At 67.5% G+C, this 16,238-nt stretch carries 10 protein-coding genes; 1 reads left to right on the forward strand and 9 read right to left on the reverse strand.

Annotated features, from left to right (window positions below):
- Nucleotides 1-27 precede the first annotated feature (27 nt).
- The 3 genes from ACNQPB_RS12630 to ACNQPB_RS12640 form a co-directional block, all read right to left on the reverse strand.
- On the reverse strand, nucleotides 28-2,259 hold the full coding sequence (locus tag ACNQPB_RS12630; RefSeq protein WP_498752149.1) for an McrB family protein: 2,232 nt from the start codon (nucleotides 2,257-2,259) through the stop codon (nucleotides 28-30).
- A gap of 122 nt (nucleotides 2,260-2,381) precedes the next feature.
- The gene (locus ACNQPB_RS12635; protein WP_498752151.1) at nucleotides 2,382-4,349 is read right to left on the reverse strand and encodes a DUF5107 domain-containing protein; all 1,968 of its coding nucleotides are present in this window, start codon (nucleotides 4,347-4,349) and stop codon (nucleotides 2,382-2,384) included.
- The gene (locus ACNQPB_RS12640; protein WP_498752153.1) at nucleotides 4,342-7,515 is read right to left on the reverse strand and encodes a glycoside hydrolase domain-containing protein; all 3,174 of its coding nucleotides are present in this window, start codon (nucleotides 7,513-7,515) and stop codon (nucleotides 4,342-4,344) included. The genes ACNQPB_RS12635 and ACNQPB_RS12640 overlap by 8 nt, the downstream gene beginning before the upstream one ends.
- A 184-nt stretch (nucleotides 7,516-7,699) precedes the next feature.
- On the opposite strand from ACNQPB_RS12640, the gene ACNQPB_RS12645 reads away from it, so the two are divergent.
- On the forward strand, nucleotides 7,700-8,191 hold the full coding sequence (locus tag ACNQPB_RS12645; protein WP_498752155.1) for a GNAT family N-acetyltransferase: 492 nt from the start codon (nucleotides 7,700-7,702) through the stop codon (nucleotides 8,189-8,191).
- Between the two features lie 32 nt (nucleotides 8,192-8,223).
- On the opposite strand, the gene ACNQPB_RS12650 is transcribed toward ACNQPB_RS12645, so the two are convergent.
- The 6 genes from ACNQPB_RS12650 to ACNQPB_RS12675 form a co-directional block, all read right to left on the reverse strand.
- Nucleotides 8,224-8,976, reverse strand: a complete 753-nt coding sequence (locus ACNQPB_RS12650; RefSeq protein WP_498752157.1) for a copper homeostasis protein CutC — start codon at nucleotides 8,974-8,976, stop codon at nucleotides 8,224-8,226.
- Nucleotides 8,977-9,034: 58 nt separating this feature from the next.
- Nucleotides 9,035-9,451 carry an acyl-CoA thioesterase gene (locus ACNQPB_RS12655; protein WP_498752218.1) on the reverse strand — a complete coding sequence of 139 codons (417 nt, stop codon included), beginning with the start codon at nucleotides 9,449-9,451 and terminating at the stop codon, nucleotides 9,035-9,037.
- A gap of 62 nt (nucleotides 9,452-9,513) precedes the next feature.
- Nucleotides 9,514-11,592 (reverse strand): ABC transporter ATP-binding protein, encoded by a 2,079-nt coding sequence (locus ACNQPB_RS12660; RefSeq protein ID WP_498752159.1) that lies wholly within the window; start codon nucleotides 11,590-11,592, stop codon nucleotides 9,514-9,516.
- Nucleotides 11,589-13,322 (reverse strand): ABC transporter ATP-binding protein, encoded by a 1,734-nt coding sequence (locus tag ACNQPB_RS12665; protein WP_498752161.1) that lies wholly within the window; start codon nucleotides 13,320-13,322, stop codon nucleotides 11,589-11,591. The genes ACNQPB_RS12660 and ACNQPB_RS12665 overlap by 4 nt, the downstream gene beginning before the upstream one ends.
- A 202-nt stretch (nucleotides 13,323-13,524) precedes the next feature.
- A complete protein-coding gene (locus tag ACNQPB_RS12670) occupies nucleotides 13,525-15,549 on the reverse strand; it encodes an MDR family MFS transporter (protein WP_498752220.1) in 2,025 nt (674 codons plus the stop codon).
- 76 nt (nucleotides 15,550-15,625) lie between these two features.
- A complete protein-coding gene (locus ACNQPB_RS12675; RefSeq protein WP_498752163.1) occupies nucleotides 15,626-16,159 on the reverse strand; it encodes a MarR family winged helix-turn-helix transcriptional regulator in 534 nt (177 codons plus the stop codon).
- Nucleotides 16,160-16,238: the final 79 nt, after the last annotated feature.

Genomic DNA, 16,238 nt, shown 5'->3' on the forward strand with positions numbered 1-16,238 from the left:
GCGGGGCGCTGCTCAGCGGGGCGCTGCTCAGCGGGGCGCAAGGCGTCCCAGCAGTTGCTCCAGTCCGAAGCGCTCTTCCACCTGCGCCCGGTTCAGCTGCCCGTGGTAGTGCTCCTCGAGCAGCGGCATGAGCTCGTACTTCCAGATCCGGCGCAGGCCGGCGGGGGTCTGCGCGGCACGCTTCATGAAGTAGGACGGGCCGATCATCAGGTCCCGGTCCCAGTCGTCGATCGCCTCGTTGAGGGCATCGAGCAGGTCCGCGTTCAGGGTGTCCAGGCCGCGGGCCTCAAGGAAGCGGCGCAGGGTGCCCCGGATGGGCTCGACCTTGGGGTGCAGCTCCACGAACGCGAAGCGGCGGCGGATCGCGGCGTCCATCATGGCGATGGAACGGTCCGCCGTGTTCATGGTGCCGATGATGTACAGATTGTCCGGCAGGCTGAAGGGTTCGTTGGGGCTGTACTGCAGGTAGATCCGGTCGTCCCGGTACTCGAGCAGGAAGTACAGCTCGCCGAACACCTTGGCCAGGTTGGCCCGGTTCATTTCGTCGATGATCAGGAAGTATTGCTTGCTGGCGTTTTCGGGCTTGGCGGCTTCCTCCGCCAGGCGCCGCAGCGGTCCGGCAACGAGCTTGAAGGACACCTGGCCGTCGTCGGTCTTGTCCGGCCGGTAGCCCTCGAAGAAATCCTCGTAGGCGTACGAGGGGTGGAACTGCACCAGCTTCACGCGCTCGTCGGTGCTGTCCCCGGCGAGTTCGGCGGCCAGGTGTTTGGCCAGGTAGGTCTTGCCGGTGCCGGGCGGGCCGTAGAGAACCAGTTGGCGGTTCTCCTCCAGGAGCCCGGCGATTTCCTGCAGCGGCTCCAGGTCCATGTGCAGGGAGGCAGCGAATTCTTCGCTGAGCGGGCGGAAGCCCTCGGGGACGGGCTCGACGGTGGACTCGGGGGCGGCGGTGTCCTCGCCATCGGACTCCGCTTCCGCGGGCAGCAGCGCCTGCAGCAGGCTCAGCACCTTGGTCACGTCCACCACGATGCCGGGGGTGGAGAGCTGGCGCTGCACGTGCCGGGGCGCCTCGGCGATGGGGTGGCTTTCCTCGAACCAGCGCACCTTGCGGCGCAGCTGGCCCTTCCCGCCGTCGTGTTCGGCCTCGCCCAGCACCACGCCGATCCGCACGGATCCCGAGTGCTGGAACAGGACCAGGTCACCGGGTTTCATCACGGTCAGGAAGGCGAAGACGGCGGTCTTGGTGTCTTCCCGCTCCACGTAGCCCAGGTGCTTGCAGTCCTCGTCCACCACGCGCTGGACCAGCCCGGCGGCGACTCCCGGCTGCAGTTCGCGCAAATGTTCGACGTCGAGGGTCGCCTTCTCTTCGTCCTGCCAGGCGGCGAGGAGCTCGGCGGAGTCGTGGTGGGTGCGCAGCAGCCAGGCCCGGCGGCCGGGATCGCCCACCTTGCGCCACTGGCCCACGAGCTGGCGGGAGTACCAGTCGATGCGCTGCCCGGCTTGTTCGTCCAGGTGCAGGCGGATGCGGTGGATGTCCGCCGTGATGTCCTCTTCGCTGTCGCCCTTGGCCCCGCCCACCAGGGAGGCGAAAGCGTCCCGGATCTCGCGGCGCTCCACGTCGGCCACGACCGGCTCGAAATAGCCCGGCCATGCCAAATACTCGATGCTGCGGCGGATGGCGGGCTGGTCCCCCGGGGTTCCAGCGGCAAGCTCGTGGAACACCAAGGGGTCCTTGAGCGCCTTGGCGATCGCCGCCGTCGGCTGCTTGTCCACCTGGGCCACGAAGCGGCACAGCCAGCCGAGCTGGTCCCAGATGGTCCAGTTGAATTCGGCAGTGCGGTCCCGGATGACGCCGTGGTCGGTCATGTCCCGGTAGAGCTCGTCCGGCAGCTGCAGCGGCGGTTCCAGCCAGGATGCGGCCTCGGCCACGCGGGCGCGCTTGACCTTCAGGGACTTGACCTCATGGGCCAGCGGCAGGGACTGCAGGAACAACAGTTCGACGGCGAGGAGCCGGGCCTCGCGGCTGGCCCCCTCCAGGTTGCGCCGGAGGTTGGTCATCATGGGCGCCTTGCTGTCCTCGATGCCGCGTTCCAGGCGCTCGAGCAGTTCCGTGGCGGCCTCGGTGGTCCACGTGTGGGTGTGCCCGTCGAGGGCGGAACGCTTGCCCTGCAGGGCAGGTCCCAGCACGAACCACGCGGCGTCCTCGATTTCCTTCGAGATTCCGGGCGCACGGGAAACGGTGGATTTGCTGGCGGGAGTCACTTAGCCAACTTACATGGTTTGGCTGGGGGTTTCATGGGCTCCCCGTCTGCGCGAACGTACAGTTGGGGCCCCGAATCCGCGGAAAGCAGGGCCCCAACTGTACGTTCGCGCAGCTCAGACTGTCAGTGCATGCTGAAGCGGTACTTCGCGGGGACGGGTTCCTCCGGGCACACCTCGCGCCAGAGATCGGAGATCGCGTTGTCGCCTTCGAGCAGGTCCGGGATTTCCACCCCGGCCCGAAGGATCGCGGCGGCTTCCTCCGTCCTGCCGCTCCCCGCCATGGCCCGGGCGGCCAGGAAGCGGTTGCGCCCGACGGCGGTGGCCTCCTCGGGCGCCTGTTCCGCCAGCAAGAGCGCGGCGCGGGGCTCCCCGTGGGCCAGGTGCAGGGTCATGGCTTCGGCCAACAGCTTCCCGCCCGCCGGGTCTGCGGCGCAGGCCGTGCGCAGCTCGGCAAGGCCCTGGTCGACGCGGCCCGTGGCCAACAGGAGCAGGCCAAGGCCACGGTGGGCCAGTGCGTGCCCGTGGTCCAGGACCAGTGCCTGGACGTACAGCTTTTCCGCGGGCCCGAGATCCTGGCGGGCGTGTTTCAGGGTGGCTTCGTGGAAGCGGGCTTCGGCTCCGTTTGCTCCTTCGAGCAGCCGTTCCCACGCCGGCCCGGCCACGAAGCTTCCGGAACCGGGAAACGCGAGGGGGCCGCCGGCGTCGGGACCTCCATGCCGGAGCAGCTCGAGCCAGGGTGCCTGTTCCGCGCCGATGGTGTCCGCCGCGAAGGGTGTGCCGCCGCTGTCCAGCGGCGCAACGCCCGAGGCACGGCGGAGCTCTTCTTCGAGGGCGCCCCAGCCGGTGCCGGCCAACAGCATCTCCGGCGGAGCCGTGTCAGCCACGGACGCGGCGAAGGCAAGCGCCTCGTCCAGCGCCTGCTGGTCCGCGAGCCCGGCGAGCCGGGACTGGGCGTGCTCCACCGCAGCGTCCCAGTCACCATGCGCCACAGCGGGGTCGAGCCCGGCGTTTCCGTAGGCTTCCACCCAGCTCCATTCGGCGCCGCCGGGCATGGGCACGTGCTCGAACTGGGTCTGCGCCAGCCCAGCCTGGATCTCCGCGTAGCCTGCTCCGGGCTCCCCCGCTTCGGTACGTGGGCTGAGCCATTCCTGCCAATTGTGCCCGCCGTCCCCCTGTCCCCAGACGAACAGTTTCTTGCCGCGCAACCGGGAGGTGGACAGCATGGCCAACCCGTCGCCGTCGGCGTCCACCGCGGCGATCCAGTGGCGGTGGCCTTCGGGGATGTCGAAAAAGTAGTCCGCGGCGTGGGCGTTGCGCGCGGGCCAGGTGGCGTCCGCGCCTTCGTGGTCGGTGGGCGTGACGCGCCGGATGTCGGTCTCGTAGTCACTGCCGAAGGCCGTGCGGGCTGGTGCGATCACCCGGGTGTCCGGGGTCTCCGGGACGGCGGCGTTGCTCCACCAGTACATGGGTACCTCGTGCGGGTCCGGGTTACGGAGCCTGACGGCGGAGAACAGCACGCGGGAGTCTGCCGGGAGCCAGAGGTCCACCTGCACCACCACGCCGCGAAGCCTCTCGAACTCCCACATCCGCAGGAGCTGCTGGCCGTCCGGTGCCGTCAGCAGGGCGGTGTGCCAGGGAATGCAGGAGGTAGGGGTGTGGCCGCGGGTGCCGATGTTCCATTCGAGCCCGCCGGCGAACCAGGCGTTGCGCAGCGCGAAGTTGGCGAACTGGATGGTGCGGGGACTGTGCAGGAGCTGCTTGCCGCTCTCCTTGTCCAGCAGTTCCCAGATCCGGCCGCCGAGGCCAGGCAGAACGGTGGCCCTGAGGTGCCGGTTTTCCAGCACGACGGCGGGCAGCTCGCGCGCCTGCCGCTCCCGCGAGTAGCCGTCCTGGATGGTGTAGGGGTAGATGTTCGGCGGGTAGCCGTAGGCAGCCCTGGCCTTCAGCTCCTCCGGCACCCCGATGCCCACCCGGTAGGGCGTGTGGATTCCGGCCGCGACCGGCGGCAGCGGGCTCTCCGCGCCGAAGTCTGCCACCTCGAGCGTGATGGTGCCCGCGGTGATGGATGTCGGGATTGCCGGGTCAGTCATGTGCGTCTCCGATCGTGAGCAGGAGCCCGCGCCGCGGGGCGATGCGGATGGTTTGGCCGGGCGCGTATTCGGCGGCCGCTTGGAAGCCCGCGATCGCGGGAGCGACGAGGCGCACGGCGCCTGCCGGGCCGCCGTCGTGCGTTCTGCCGGACTCCCGCGCTCCACCGAACTCGCGCGCTTCCCGAAACTGCGCCCCACTAAACTGCAGGGTCACGTCCACAGTCTCCTCGGCCCAGGATGCGAGCGCCACCACCATGCCGCCGTCGCCGGACCACGTGGTGGCAAGGACCCCTGGATGGCTGGTGCGGACGGGCGCGCCCGGATCCCAGAACCCGGTCATCTGCTTGCGTTCCAGGCCATGGTCCTGCCAGAACTGCCACAGGGAGCGGTTGTCGACGGCGGGCGCGCGTCCGGTCATGCCGAACACCATGCCGCGCCAGGGGTTGCCGCCGTCTTCGAGCATCTCGCCCATGTGCCCGAACGGAATTCCCGAGAGCTCAACGAGCCAGTAGTCCGGCGAGGTGTCGTCGTAATCGAAATACTCACCGAACCAAAGCCGGTCAACGTAAGGCAGGTGTTCCATGTAGAGGTTCGCGGAGGAGGCGTAGCCGTCCTTGGCCGTGAACTGGTTGGCCGAATGCAGGTCGATCTCGGGTCCGGGGGCCGGGCAGTGGCGTTCGAGGACCTTGCGCACCCGCAGCATGGTGTGCCGGTCGTAGGCGATATCGTCCAGGTAGATGCCGTCCACGTCCGTGGCCTTCGCCAGTTCGGCCAAGCTGCGGACGTAGAAGTTCTCCCAGCGGGACTCGCCGGTGGTCACCACCGCGATATCTTCGACGTCGGGGGCGAACCAGGCGGACACGTATCCGCCGCCGACATGTTCGCCGCCGACATGTTCTTGGAGCCAGGGGTGGCCCTGCCCCGGCCCGTCGCTGAAGACCTCGTGCCCCAGGGACATCAGCGGCAGCAGCTCCGGGCTGTGGAACGTCAGTTCCCGCACCGTGTTGTAGACCTTGGCCCGCAGTCCCTGGGCGTGCGCCTCACGGACGTATCCGGCGAGGGTGCCGGCGCTCAGCAAAGGATCGTTGATGTACGGAGCCGGGGCGGTGGCGTGGTGGACGTTGATCACAGTGGCCCCGCATTCCGCGATCTCCCGAGGGTCCGCAGGGGCGTGGAAGTACCTGCGGGAAAAGTGCTTTCCGGGGTCGATGGGCTTGAACGGGGTGAAGAGCAGCCGGAAGTCGAAATCGAGGCTGTCCCCCGGCGCCAGGGTCCGCGCGCCGCTGAAGGCGGTCAGCCGCACCGTGTTGGAACCGGACACGGTGCTGGAACCGGACGCCGTGCCGGCGCGGGACCCCGGGCGCAGGCTGACGCCGCCACGGACCTCCCCGTCCACCCGGTTGGCCCAGGAAACAGGTTCGCGGAGCGGCTTTTCCCGGTAGAAGTTGGTGTTGAGGGGTCGTTCGTAGCCGGCGTCGCGCCACGACAGCTGGACACCGGCATTCACCCCGCCGAGCCACAGGGCGTCCTGGTTCCTGCCGGCAACGTCCCAGCTCCAGTCAAGGGTGTCCGGGCGCCGGCCGCCCGGGACGCCGAGGCCCATGGCGAGCGGCACCGCCGTCTCGACGAACTCCGCGGCCAGGCCGACGTCGTCGAGCATCAGCGGCAGGCCGTCCCCGTTCCGCAGCCGGACCGTAAAGCTGCACGCGCCGTCCGCTTCCAGCTCTCCGCGGAGCTCCAGGGTCAGTCCTGTCCCGATACTGCGCCAGCGGCTGCTCCAGGACACCTTGCCCGGACCGTGGACGGTGAAGTCCAGGGGCGTGAAGTCCCATCCGCGGTGCGGCGCGGCCGTGACGGCCAGTTCCATGGCTGCAGCGAAGAGTTCGACGGCGGGCCCGTCGGTCCCGGTCATGGCCGGCGTGAAGGTGGAGCTCAGTTGCTCCGGCAGCCCGGACGGAGTCAGCCGCAGGGTCCGGCCGAGGATGCCGAGGGTGCGGTTCCCGGCGTCGAGGGTGATGGCGGTGAAGGGCGCCACAAGCCCGTGGTCCTGGGCGAGGGTCGAATCCAGCCAAGCGAGCCGCCGCAGGTACCGCGGATCGCCGAAGCCGCCGGCCAGGATGTCCGGATCGGCGGTTTCCAGCGGCAACACGTCCAAGGTGACCGTGACGGTCTTCGGGTCGACGCCCTGCGCGGCATCGGCGCCCTCAGCGGCAACCGTGATGGCTGCGGTGGACGTGCTTCCCGCCGCGTGCCGGGGAACGGGCAGCACCACGTAGAGCGCCTGGACCGACCCGGCCGCCACGGACAGCCGCTTGGCCAGGGGCCGGCCGAGGCGGTCGGTGCCCTCAGTGTTCAGGCAGCGGCCGCCGTCGGGCCCGTCCACCCGGACTGTCACCTCCGCGAGGTCTTGCATGGCGTGCAGTCCCAGCTGCACCACGTAGTCTTCGCCGGGCTCGGCGGTGGCGCGGAAGCTGCCGGCGGGTCCGTTGATGGCCCAGTGGGCGGGCAGCCGGTCCCGCATGGACACCGGATTCAGCCTGTCCTCGGGAAACAGCAGGAACGCCTCGCCGTCGTGCCTGGCGTACAGTTCCTGCAGCTCGCGCTCGGTGGCCGTGAAGTTCATTGGGGCGAAGGAATCGCGCTCGCTCTCGGCTTCGTAGCGCAGGACCGTCGCCTCCGGCAGCTGCGGGGTGTCCTCATGCCAGGGCGACTGACCAACGGCGGCCGCCCACCCGGGTGCCGCCGTCGGCCGCCGCGGCAGGTACCGGGCCTGCGGATAGTGGGCAGCACCGAGCATGGCGTAGGGCAGGTAGTAGACGAAGTAGCTGCCGGGACCGCCCAGCGCCTCGAACACGAGTTCGCCGGATTCCCGGGTGCATTCTTGGATCAGCACATTGCGCACCCGCCGGCCGCTGCTGCCGGAGACCACGATGATGTCCACCGCATCGGGCTGAGGATCCTGCCGCCGCCAGGGCAGGACCACCCGGAACGCGGGTGCATCCGACTCGGGCGTCGGCGGGACCTCCACCACGAAGCGATGGTTGCCGTAGAGAAGTTTGTCCCATTCCCCGATGCCGCAGGGAAGTTCAGGATGCTGTGCTGGTGGGTGCTGTGTGGGCGGGTGCTCTGTCGGTCGGTGTTCAGTCGTTTGGCGCAGGGGCGTCACTGGGGCTCCTGGGAGGCTTCCGGAGGGGTGTCACCGTCGGTGGTGAATCCTTCAATCATTGACGGCGCGAACGGACCTGTAAAGAAGCATTGCGAACCGTACTCACTGGGATTTCCCCCGCCCGCGCATTGACATGGGCGGACGTTTTACAAGCCGGACATCTGCGCCGGGTAGATTGTGCGCCATGATCGACATCGACCTCGACGATCCCCTGCGGGAGGATGTCCGCCTGCTGCTGGAGGAGCACCTCGCAGACATGCACGCCAACTCCCCTGCCGAAAGCGTGCACGCCCTGGACCACGCCGCCCTGTCCCGGCCGGAGATCAGCTTCTGGACCGCCCGCGAGAACGGGACGCTCCTGGCCTGCGGCGCGTTGAAGGAACTTCCCGCTGCGGCGGGTGGCGCCAAGGAAGGCGAGCTGAAGTCGATGCGCACCACAGCCGCCGCACGGGGCCGCGGGGTGGCGGGCCTGCTGCTGGCCGCCATCGTGGTCGAAGGGCGCGGCCGGGGACTGCGGCGGCTGTACCTCGAAACCGGCACGGAGGACTACTTCGCCGCCGCGCGCCGGCTCTACCTGCGCCATGGTTTCACCGAGTGCCCGCCGTTCGCCGACTACGTCCCGGACCCAAACAGCGTGTTCATGAGCCTGGAGTTCGCCCCCGTCGACTTCCCGTAGCGCCGGGCGGCCTGGGCTATCCGGCGGCGCTGCTACCCGGCACCGACGGCGGCCTTGGCGGCGGCCACAATCTCCCGGTCGGTGACCATGTACGACGCCGGGCCACCACCGGCGCTGCCGGCTCCCTGCGCAGATACAATCCGCTTGGCGGACAGGTGGACGGCGTCCAGGCCGGCCCGCCGCATCTCCGGGATGTCCGCGATGGCCAAACCGCCGCCGGCCATCACCTGAAGCCGCCCCTCGGCGCTTTGCACCATCCGCGACAACACCGGCAGGCCCGCACCCGCGGTCGCGGCGCCCCCGGAGCTGAGGACGCGGGTGAAGCCGAGTTCCACGAGCTGCCCGACGGCGGCGGCCGGGTCCGGCGTCTCGTCCACTGCGCGGTGGAAGACCAGTTCGGCGTCCGGGTTTGCTTCCCTGGCCTCGTCGGCAAGGCGGCGGACGGCGTCCACGTCCAGCTCGTTCCGGGCATCAAGCGCCCCGAGCACCACGCCGTGGGCGCCCTGGCCCAGGAGCGCATGGATCTCCTTGACCATGGTGGCCAGTTCATCCTCGGAGTAGCGGAAATCGCCCGGCCGGCAGCGGATCAGCGGGTGGATTTCCAAGGCCGCGCCAGCCACGCCGTCCGCGACGGACGCCGCGGCTTCGAGGCAGGATTCCATGAGGCCCTGGCTGGGGGTCAGCCCGCCGAGCTCCAAGGCACTGCACAGCTCGATCCGGTCCGCTCCTTCGACAGCTGCGACAACAGCGCCCTGCACGCCCACCACGGCAATCTCGAGTTTCATGCTGAAACTCTACGGCCATGCGGGCGCCCAGGGCGCTGCGGGATTCGGAGTGGAAGCGTCAGGCCCGGTACGGGCCCAGGCGTTCCTTTTGTTCCGGGGTGAGCCGGCGAACCCGGCCCGTTGCTTCATCCACAAAAGCCAGGTGGGTGCTGGCCTTCACGCATTCCTCACCAGTGACGGGATCCTTGATGAGGTAATGCAGGTCGAAGCTCGCCCCCTTGACGGCACCCACCCAGATCTCGACGTCCGCGGGGATGTTGCGGTAGTCGAGGGTGCGGACGTAGCGGACCTTGTGTTCCACCACGAGGGTCATGGTGCCGTCCTCGACGTCGTTGAAGATCGCCACCGGCGGCTCGACGCCGGGCAGTCCGGCGCCCCGTGGTGGCCCGAAAGCCGCGATGCGGGCTTCTTCGAGCATCCGGACAATCTGGACGTTGTTGATGTGGCCGTACGCGTCCATGTCGCCCCAGCGCATCGGCACGGTGACCGTGATGCGCCGGGGCTCAGTGGAGGCTGCCGGCTGGGTGGCCGGGGCGTTCAGCTGTGCACCGCCGTCGTGTCATCCACCGCGGCTTCCCCGGCATCTTCACCGGCGAACTGGGACATGTACAGGCGGTAGTACGCACCCTGCATGGCCAGCAGCTCGCTGTGCCGGCCCTGTTCCACGATGCTGCCGTTCTCCATCACCAGGATCGTGTCCGCATCGCGGATGGTGGAGAGCCGGTGGGCGATCACGAAGCTGGTACGGTCCGTGCGCAGGGCTGCCATGGCCTTTTGCAGCAGCAGTTCGGTGCGGGTGTCCACGGAACTGGTGGCCTCGTCCAGGATCAGCAGCGAAGGATCGGAGACGAATGCCCGGGCGATGGTGATGAGCTGCTTCTCACCGGCACTGACGTTCGTGCCCTCTTCGTCGATGACGGTCTGGTAGCCGTCCGGGAGCGCCCGCACGAAGCGGTCCACATATGTAGCCTTGGCCGCCTCCATGATCTGTTCGTCCGTGGCGTCCAGGTTGCCGTACTTGATGTTGTCGTAGATGGTTCCGCCGAACAGCCAGGCATCCTGCAGCACCATGCCCACCTTGGAGCGCAGCTCGGAGCGGCCCAGCTCCTTGATGTCCACACCGTCCAGGGTGATCCGGCCGGAGTTGAGTTCGTAGAAGCGCATCACCAGGTTCACCAGGGTGGTCTTGCCGGCACCGGTGGGCCCGACAATCGCCACCGTGTGCCCCGGCTCGGCGCTGAAGGACAGGTCCTCGATGAGCGGCTTGTCCGCCACGTAGCTGAAGGACACGTTCTCGAACTCCACATGGCCGTCCGTGCGCGCCGGCAGGTGCTTGGCGGCATCTTCCGGAACCTGCTCGTCCGCGTCCAGGAACTCGAAGACGCGCTCGGCTGAGGCGACACCGGACTGCAGCATGTTGGCCATGCCGGCGATCTGGCCGAGCGGCTGGGTGAACTCACGGGAGTACTGGATGAACGCCGTCGCGTCGCCCAGGCTCATGGAACCGGAGGCTACGCGTAGGCCGCCCACCACGGCGATGCCCACATAGGCGAGGTAGGAGACGAAGTTCATGGCCGGGAAGATGATGCCGGACACGAACTGGGCACCGAAGGACGCCTTGTAGAGGGCCTCGTTGCGTTCGTCGAAGCGCTCCAGCATGTCCGCATCCCGGCCGAAGACCTTGACCAGCTCGTGGCCGGAGAAGGATTCCTCGATCTGCCCGTTGAGCGCGCCGGTGTTCTTCCACTGCGCAGCGAACAGCTTCTGGCTGCGGGAGCCGATGACACCGGCCACGATGCCCGAAAGGGGCAGGGCGATCAGCGCGATGAGCGCCAGTTCCCACGAGACGATGAACATCATGACCACGATGCCGAGCACCGTGAGCACCGAGCTGACCAACTGGGCGAAGGCCTGCTGCAGGCCCTGCTGGACGTTGTCGACGTCGTTGGTCACGCGGGAGAGGATGTCGCCGCGCTGCCGGGTGTCGAAGTAGTTCAGCGGCAAGCGGTTGAGCTTGGCCTGGACGTCGTTGCGGAGGCGGTTGATGACCTTCATGACGATCCGGTTCAGGACGAAGCCCTGGGCCCACAGGAAGATGTTGGCCACGAAGTACATCAGGAGCACGATCGAGATCAGGAACGTCAGCTTCGAGAAGTTGATGCCGTTGGTCAGTTCCATCTTGGAGACCATGTCCGCGAAGTTGTTCTGGCCCGCCTGGCGAAGCCCTTCGGCGAAGGCCTCTTGGCTGACGCCGGGCGGCAACTGCTTGCCCATGACGCCCCCGAAGATGACGTCCATGGCGCTGCCGAGCACCTTCGGGGCGATGACGTTGAGCACCACGGAAACCACCACGAGGCCGATCACGAAGATCACCCCGGTGGATTCGGGCTTGAGCAGCCCCATGAGCCGCTTGGCCGACGGGCCGAAGGCCTTGGCTTTCTTTGCCGGCAAGTTGCCGAACATGCCGCCATCGGCTTCGCCGGGCGTGTACTCCTCTTCCTCGAAGTCGTCATCCGCGACGGCGGCCACTGCAGTTTTGTCGGCGGCCTCGCGGGCTGCCTTGGCGGCTTCGGCCTTCGCGGCCCAGCCGCGTTTCTGCTGGTTCTGCCCGCTCATGCCACTTCCTCCGCGCTCAGCTGGGATTCGACGATTTCCTGGTAGGTGGGTGAGGTTTCCAGGAGTTCCTCGTGGGTGCCGCGGTCAACGATCCTGCCGTTGTCCAGGACCAGGATCTGGTCCGCGTCGGCGATGGTGGAGACGCGCTGGGCGACGATGATCACCGTGGCGTCCCGGGTCTTCTCCTTGAGTGCCCGCCGGAGCCGGGCATCCGTGGCAACGTCCAGGGCGGAGAACGAGTCGTCAAAGAGGTACACCTTGGGCTGGGTGACCAGGGCGCGGGCGATGCACAGGCGCTGGCGCTGCCCGCCGGACACGTTGGTGCCGCCCTGGGCGATCCGCCGGTTCAGCCCGGAGCTCTTTTCCTCGACGAAGTCCTTGGCCTGCGCGGTTTCCAGCGCGTCCCAAAGCTCGTCTTCGGTGGCCTCGGTCTTGCCGAAGCGCAGGTTGTGCTCGATGGTGCCGGAGAACAGGTAGGGCTTCTGCGGGACCGTGGCCACACGGCTGGTGATTTCGTCCCTGTCCAGCTCGGTGACGGGAACGCCGTCGAGCAGGACATCACCGGAGGCGACGTCGTACAGCCGCGGCAGCAGGGACACCAGGGTGGTCTTGCCGGAACCCGTGGAGCCGATGATCGCGAGGGTCTGGCCGGGTTCGGCTGAGAAGGAGATGTTGCTCAGCACGGGCTCCTCGGCGCCGGGGTACTTGAAGGTGACGTCGCGGAATTCCACGCGGCCCTTCTTCTCCGCAGGGGCGACCGGGGCGTCCGGGTTATGGATGGAGGGTTCGACGTCGAGGACCTCGCCGATGCGGTCCGCACACACCGAGGCGCGCGGGATCATCATGGCCATGAAGGTGCCCATCATGACGGCGATGAGGATCTGCAGGAGGTACTGCAGGAAGGCTGTGAGTGCGCCGACCTCCATGTCCCCGGAGTCCACCCGTTGACCGCCGAACCACAGCACGGCGGCCGTGGACAGGTGCAGGATCATGCCGATCGCGGGGAACATCAGGACGAAGAGGTTGCCGATCTTCACCGAGACTTCGGTGAGGTCCTTGTTGGCGGCACCGAAGCGCTTCACCTCGTAGGGTTCGCGGACGAAGGCCCGGACCACGCGGATGCCGATGATCTGTTCGCGGAGCACGCCGTTGATGGCGTCGATCTTCTTCTGCATGGAACGGAAGAGCGGCATCAGGCGAACCACAAGGTAGCCAACCACTGCCACCAGGACCGGCACGGAGACCCACACCAGCCAGGACAGACTGAGGTCTTCCTGCAGCGCCATGATGATGCCTCCCACGCACATGATGGGCGTGGAGACCATGAAGTTCAGGCCCATGAGCATGAGCATCTGGACCTGCTGGACGTCGTTGGTGCCGCGGGTGATCAGGGTGGGGGCGCCGAAAGTGTTGACGTCCTTGGCGGAGAAGCTGCTGACCTTGCGGAATACCTCGCGGCGCAGGTCCCGCCCCATGGACATGGCCACGCGCGAGCCGAAGTACACGCCGGCAACCGCGGTGATGACCTGGCCGAAGGCGACGGCAAGCATCAAAGCGCCGGTCTGCCAGATGTAGCCGGTGTCGCCCTTGGAAACTCCCTCGTCAATGATTTTGGCGTTGAGGCTGGGGAGGTACAGGGTCGCAATGGTGGACGCCAGCTGGAATATGATGACGGCCAGAATTTGCGGCAAATACGGCTTGGAGTAGCGCCGTATCAGGGTGAGAAGCATGCCCACGGATCCTTAAATAGAGGTACGCGAATGAGTAAGGAGATTAGTAGCAGCAGGCGCTGACAGTATTAGCCTTCCAACTGTACGAAATCTGTTGCCTCGGCGAAACAACTCCGGGCAAAGATCATCCCTGCGGCGTACCGGACGCCGCAGGGATGCTCCATATGGTTCAGTTCCGGCCGACGGCCGGGGTGGAAAGCCGTCAGCCGGCGTGCCGTCCCTGTTCCCTGGCGGACTTGGCCTGGGCTGCCGCGTCGCCGGACACCAGGAGCAGGGCCGCTCCCTCAAGACGGCGGCGTTCCCGCTTGAGTTCCTTGCGCAGCACCGCCAGTTCGGCGGCCGTCCTGGCCTGTTCCTCCGCGGTGGCACGCTGCTCGGCGAGCCCCTTCTGCAGTTCGCGCTGTGCCTGGCTGAGGCCCGCCAGCTGTTCGGCGAGAAGCTTCTGGGTGTGAGCCAGCTGCTCATGGACCTGCTGGAGAGCAGACTCGGTCCGGGGATCCTGCCCGGGCCGCTCCGTAAGTTCCGTGCCTTCAAGGCGACCGGGGCGTTTGGCGGGAGCAGGGCCAACACCAGTGAGGATGCGGGCGAATTCAAGGTCAAGGTCCTCGGCCGGTTCCCCGGACAAGCTCACCGGGCTGCCGCCGTCGAACACTTCCGGAGCCTCCACCGTGGACGTTTCCAGGGACATTCCCGCTTCGGCGCTGGCATTTGCCAGCAATTCCTTTTCCGGCGCCGCATCAACGGTCCGGCGCAGCGGGACTTCCTTGATAAACAGCACTGCAAGGAATGCGACCACGGAAATTGCCGCGGCAATCAGGAAAATCAGGGCGGTGGCGTCGCCATAGGCCGCGCGCATGATATCGCGGATCGGCGCGGGCAGGTCCACGAGGTCCATGCTGGCGCCGTCCGAACCACCGGATACCGGAATGTGCGCGGCTGCGAGGCCTTCAGTGGCGAGGTCCTTGACGTGATTGCTCATGACGGCGCCAAGCACCGAAACACCGATGGCGCCGCCCACGGAACGGAAGAACGCCACGGACGCGCTGGCCGAGCCGATGTCCTTGGCCCGGACCGTGTTCTGGACCGCGAGCACGAGGTTCTGCATCAGCAGGCCCAGGCCCAGGCCGAATACGGCCGTGTAGATGGACGTGATCCAGAGTTCGGTGGTGTGGTCAATGGTGCCGGCGAGCGCGAGGCCGCCGATCAGCAGCACGGAACCGCCCACCAGGAAGCCCTTCCACTTTCCGAAACGGCTGATCAGCTGCCCGGACACCACCGAGCCCACCAGGTTGCCGGCGATCATCGGCAGGGTCAGCAGACCGGCCTCGGTGGGCGTGGCGCCGCGGGCCACCTGGAAGTACTGGCCCAGGAAGGTGGAGGAGCTGAACATCGCCACGCCCACTGCCACGGAGGCAAGGATGGCCAGCGCGGTGGTGCGTTCGCGGATGATCTTGAGCGGGATGATCGGCTGGGAGACCTTGGATTCCACCACCACCAGCAGGGCCAGGAGCAGCACGCCGCCGCCCACCATGGCAGCGGACTGCCAGGAGATCCAGTCGTAGTAGTCGGGGTTTCCGGCGAAGGAAACCCAGATCAGCAGCAGGCTCACGCCCGCGGTCAGCAGGATTGAACCGAGCCAGTCGATCTTGGCCGGGCGCTTGATGTGCTGGATCTTCAGGGTGACCTGGAGCAGGATGAGCGCGACGACGGCGAGCGGCACGCAGACGAAGAAGGTCCAGCGCCAGCCGAGCGGGCTGTCCACGATGAAGCCGCCGAGCAACGGACCGCCCGCGGTTCCCACCGCCATGACGGCGCCCATGTAGCCGGAGTACTTGCCGCGGTCGCGCGGCGGGATCATGGTGCCGATGATGGCCTGGGCCAGTGCCGTGAGGCCGCCGAGCGCCACGCCCTGGACCACGCGGGCGGCCAGCAGCAGCGGGATGGTCTGGGAGAAGCCTGCCAGCACGGAACCGGCCACAAAGATGATGATGCTCAGCTGGACCAGGAGCTTCTTGTCGAAGAGGTCGGCGAGCTTGCCCCAGATGGGCGTGGTGGCCGCGTTGGCCAGCAGCGCAGCCGTGATGACCCATGCGAAGTCCGTCTGCGTGCCGTGCAGTTCGGACATGATGGTGGGCAGCGCGTTCGCCACGATGGTGCTGCTCAGGATCGCGGTGAAGAATGCCGCCAGCAGGCCGGTCAGGGCCTCCATGATCTGGCGGTGGGTCATCGGCGCCGCCGCTGCCGGCGCAGGACCGCCCGCTGCTGGTGCCTTTTCCCCGGTAGTGCGGGCCGCCGTCGGGCTCTCAAGCGTTTGCTTTGCCAAGGCTCGTTGCCTCCTCTGTGGTGTGGTTCAGTGTGGAAGGTCCGGCCGCCTTTGCCCGGATGGAATGTTGGTCCCGGATCGACCGGTTGAGTGAGTCCGTCAGCTTCTCGATGACGCGCCCCGCTTCGAGCGCGTCCTCCTCGCTCCATTCGGCGAGGTAGCCGCGGAGCCTGGCGCTGCGGTGCTCTTCGAACTCGCGCACCTGTGCCATGCCTTCCTCGGAGAGGGCCACCAGCTGCGCGCGGCCGTCCGCGGGATCCGGACGCCGGACCACCAGGCCGAGGTCTTCGAGTTCGGCGATGTGCCGGCTGAGGACCGGCGGGCTGACACCGAGCCGGGCCGCAAGGTTCGTGGCCCGCGACTCCCCTTCCCCGATGAAGCGCAGGACCCCCTGGAGGGCGAAGCCGACCATGGAATCGCGCGCCACGTTGCTGCTGACGATGCACCGGAGCACGCGTTGAAGATCGAAGATCTGGTGGACGAGCTCGGTCGCAGTGCCGGAAGCGACGGACATGTGGATCACCTCAATTGTTTGCCTAAAGCAACTATAAACATAAAAGGTTGCTTTGGGAAACTAACTGGGAGGGGGATCA

This window comes from Curtobacterium sp. LFS079 (assembly GCF_047977865.1).
Taxonomy (GTDB): domain Bacteria; phylum Actinomycetota; class Actinomycetes; order Actinomycetales; family Micrococcaceae; genus Arthrobacter.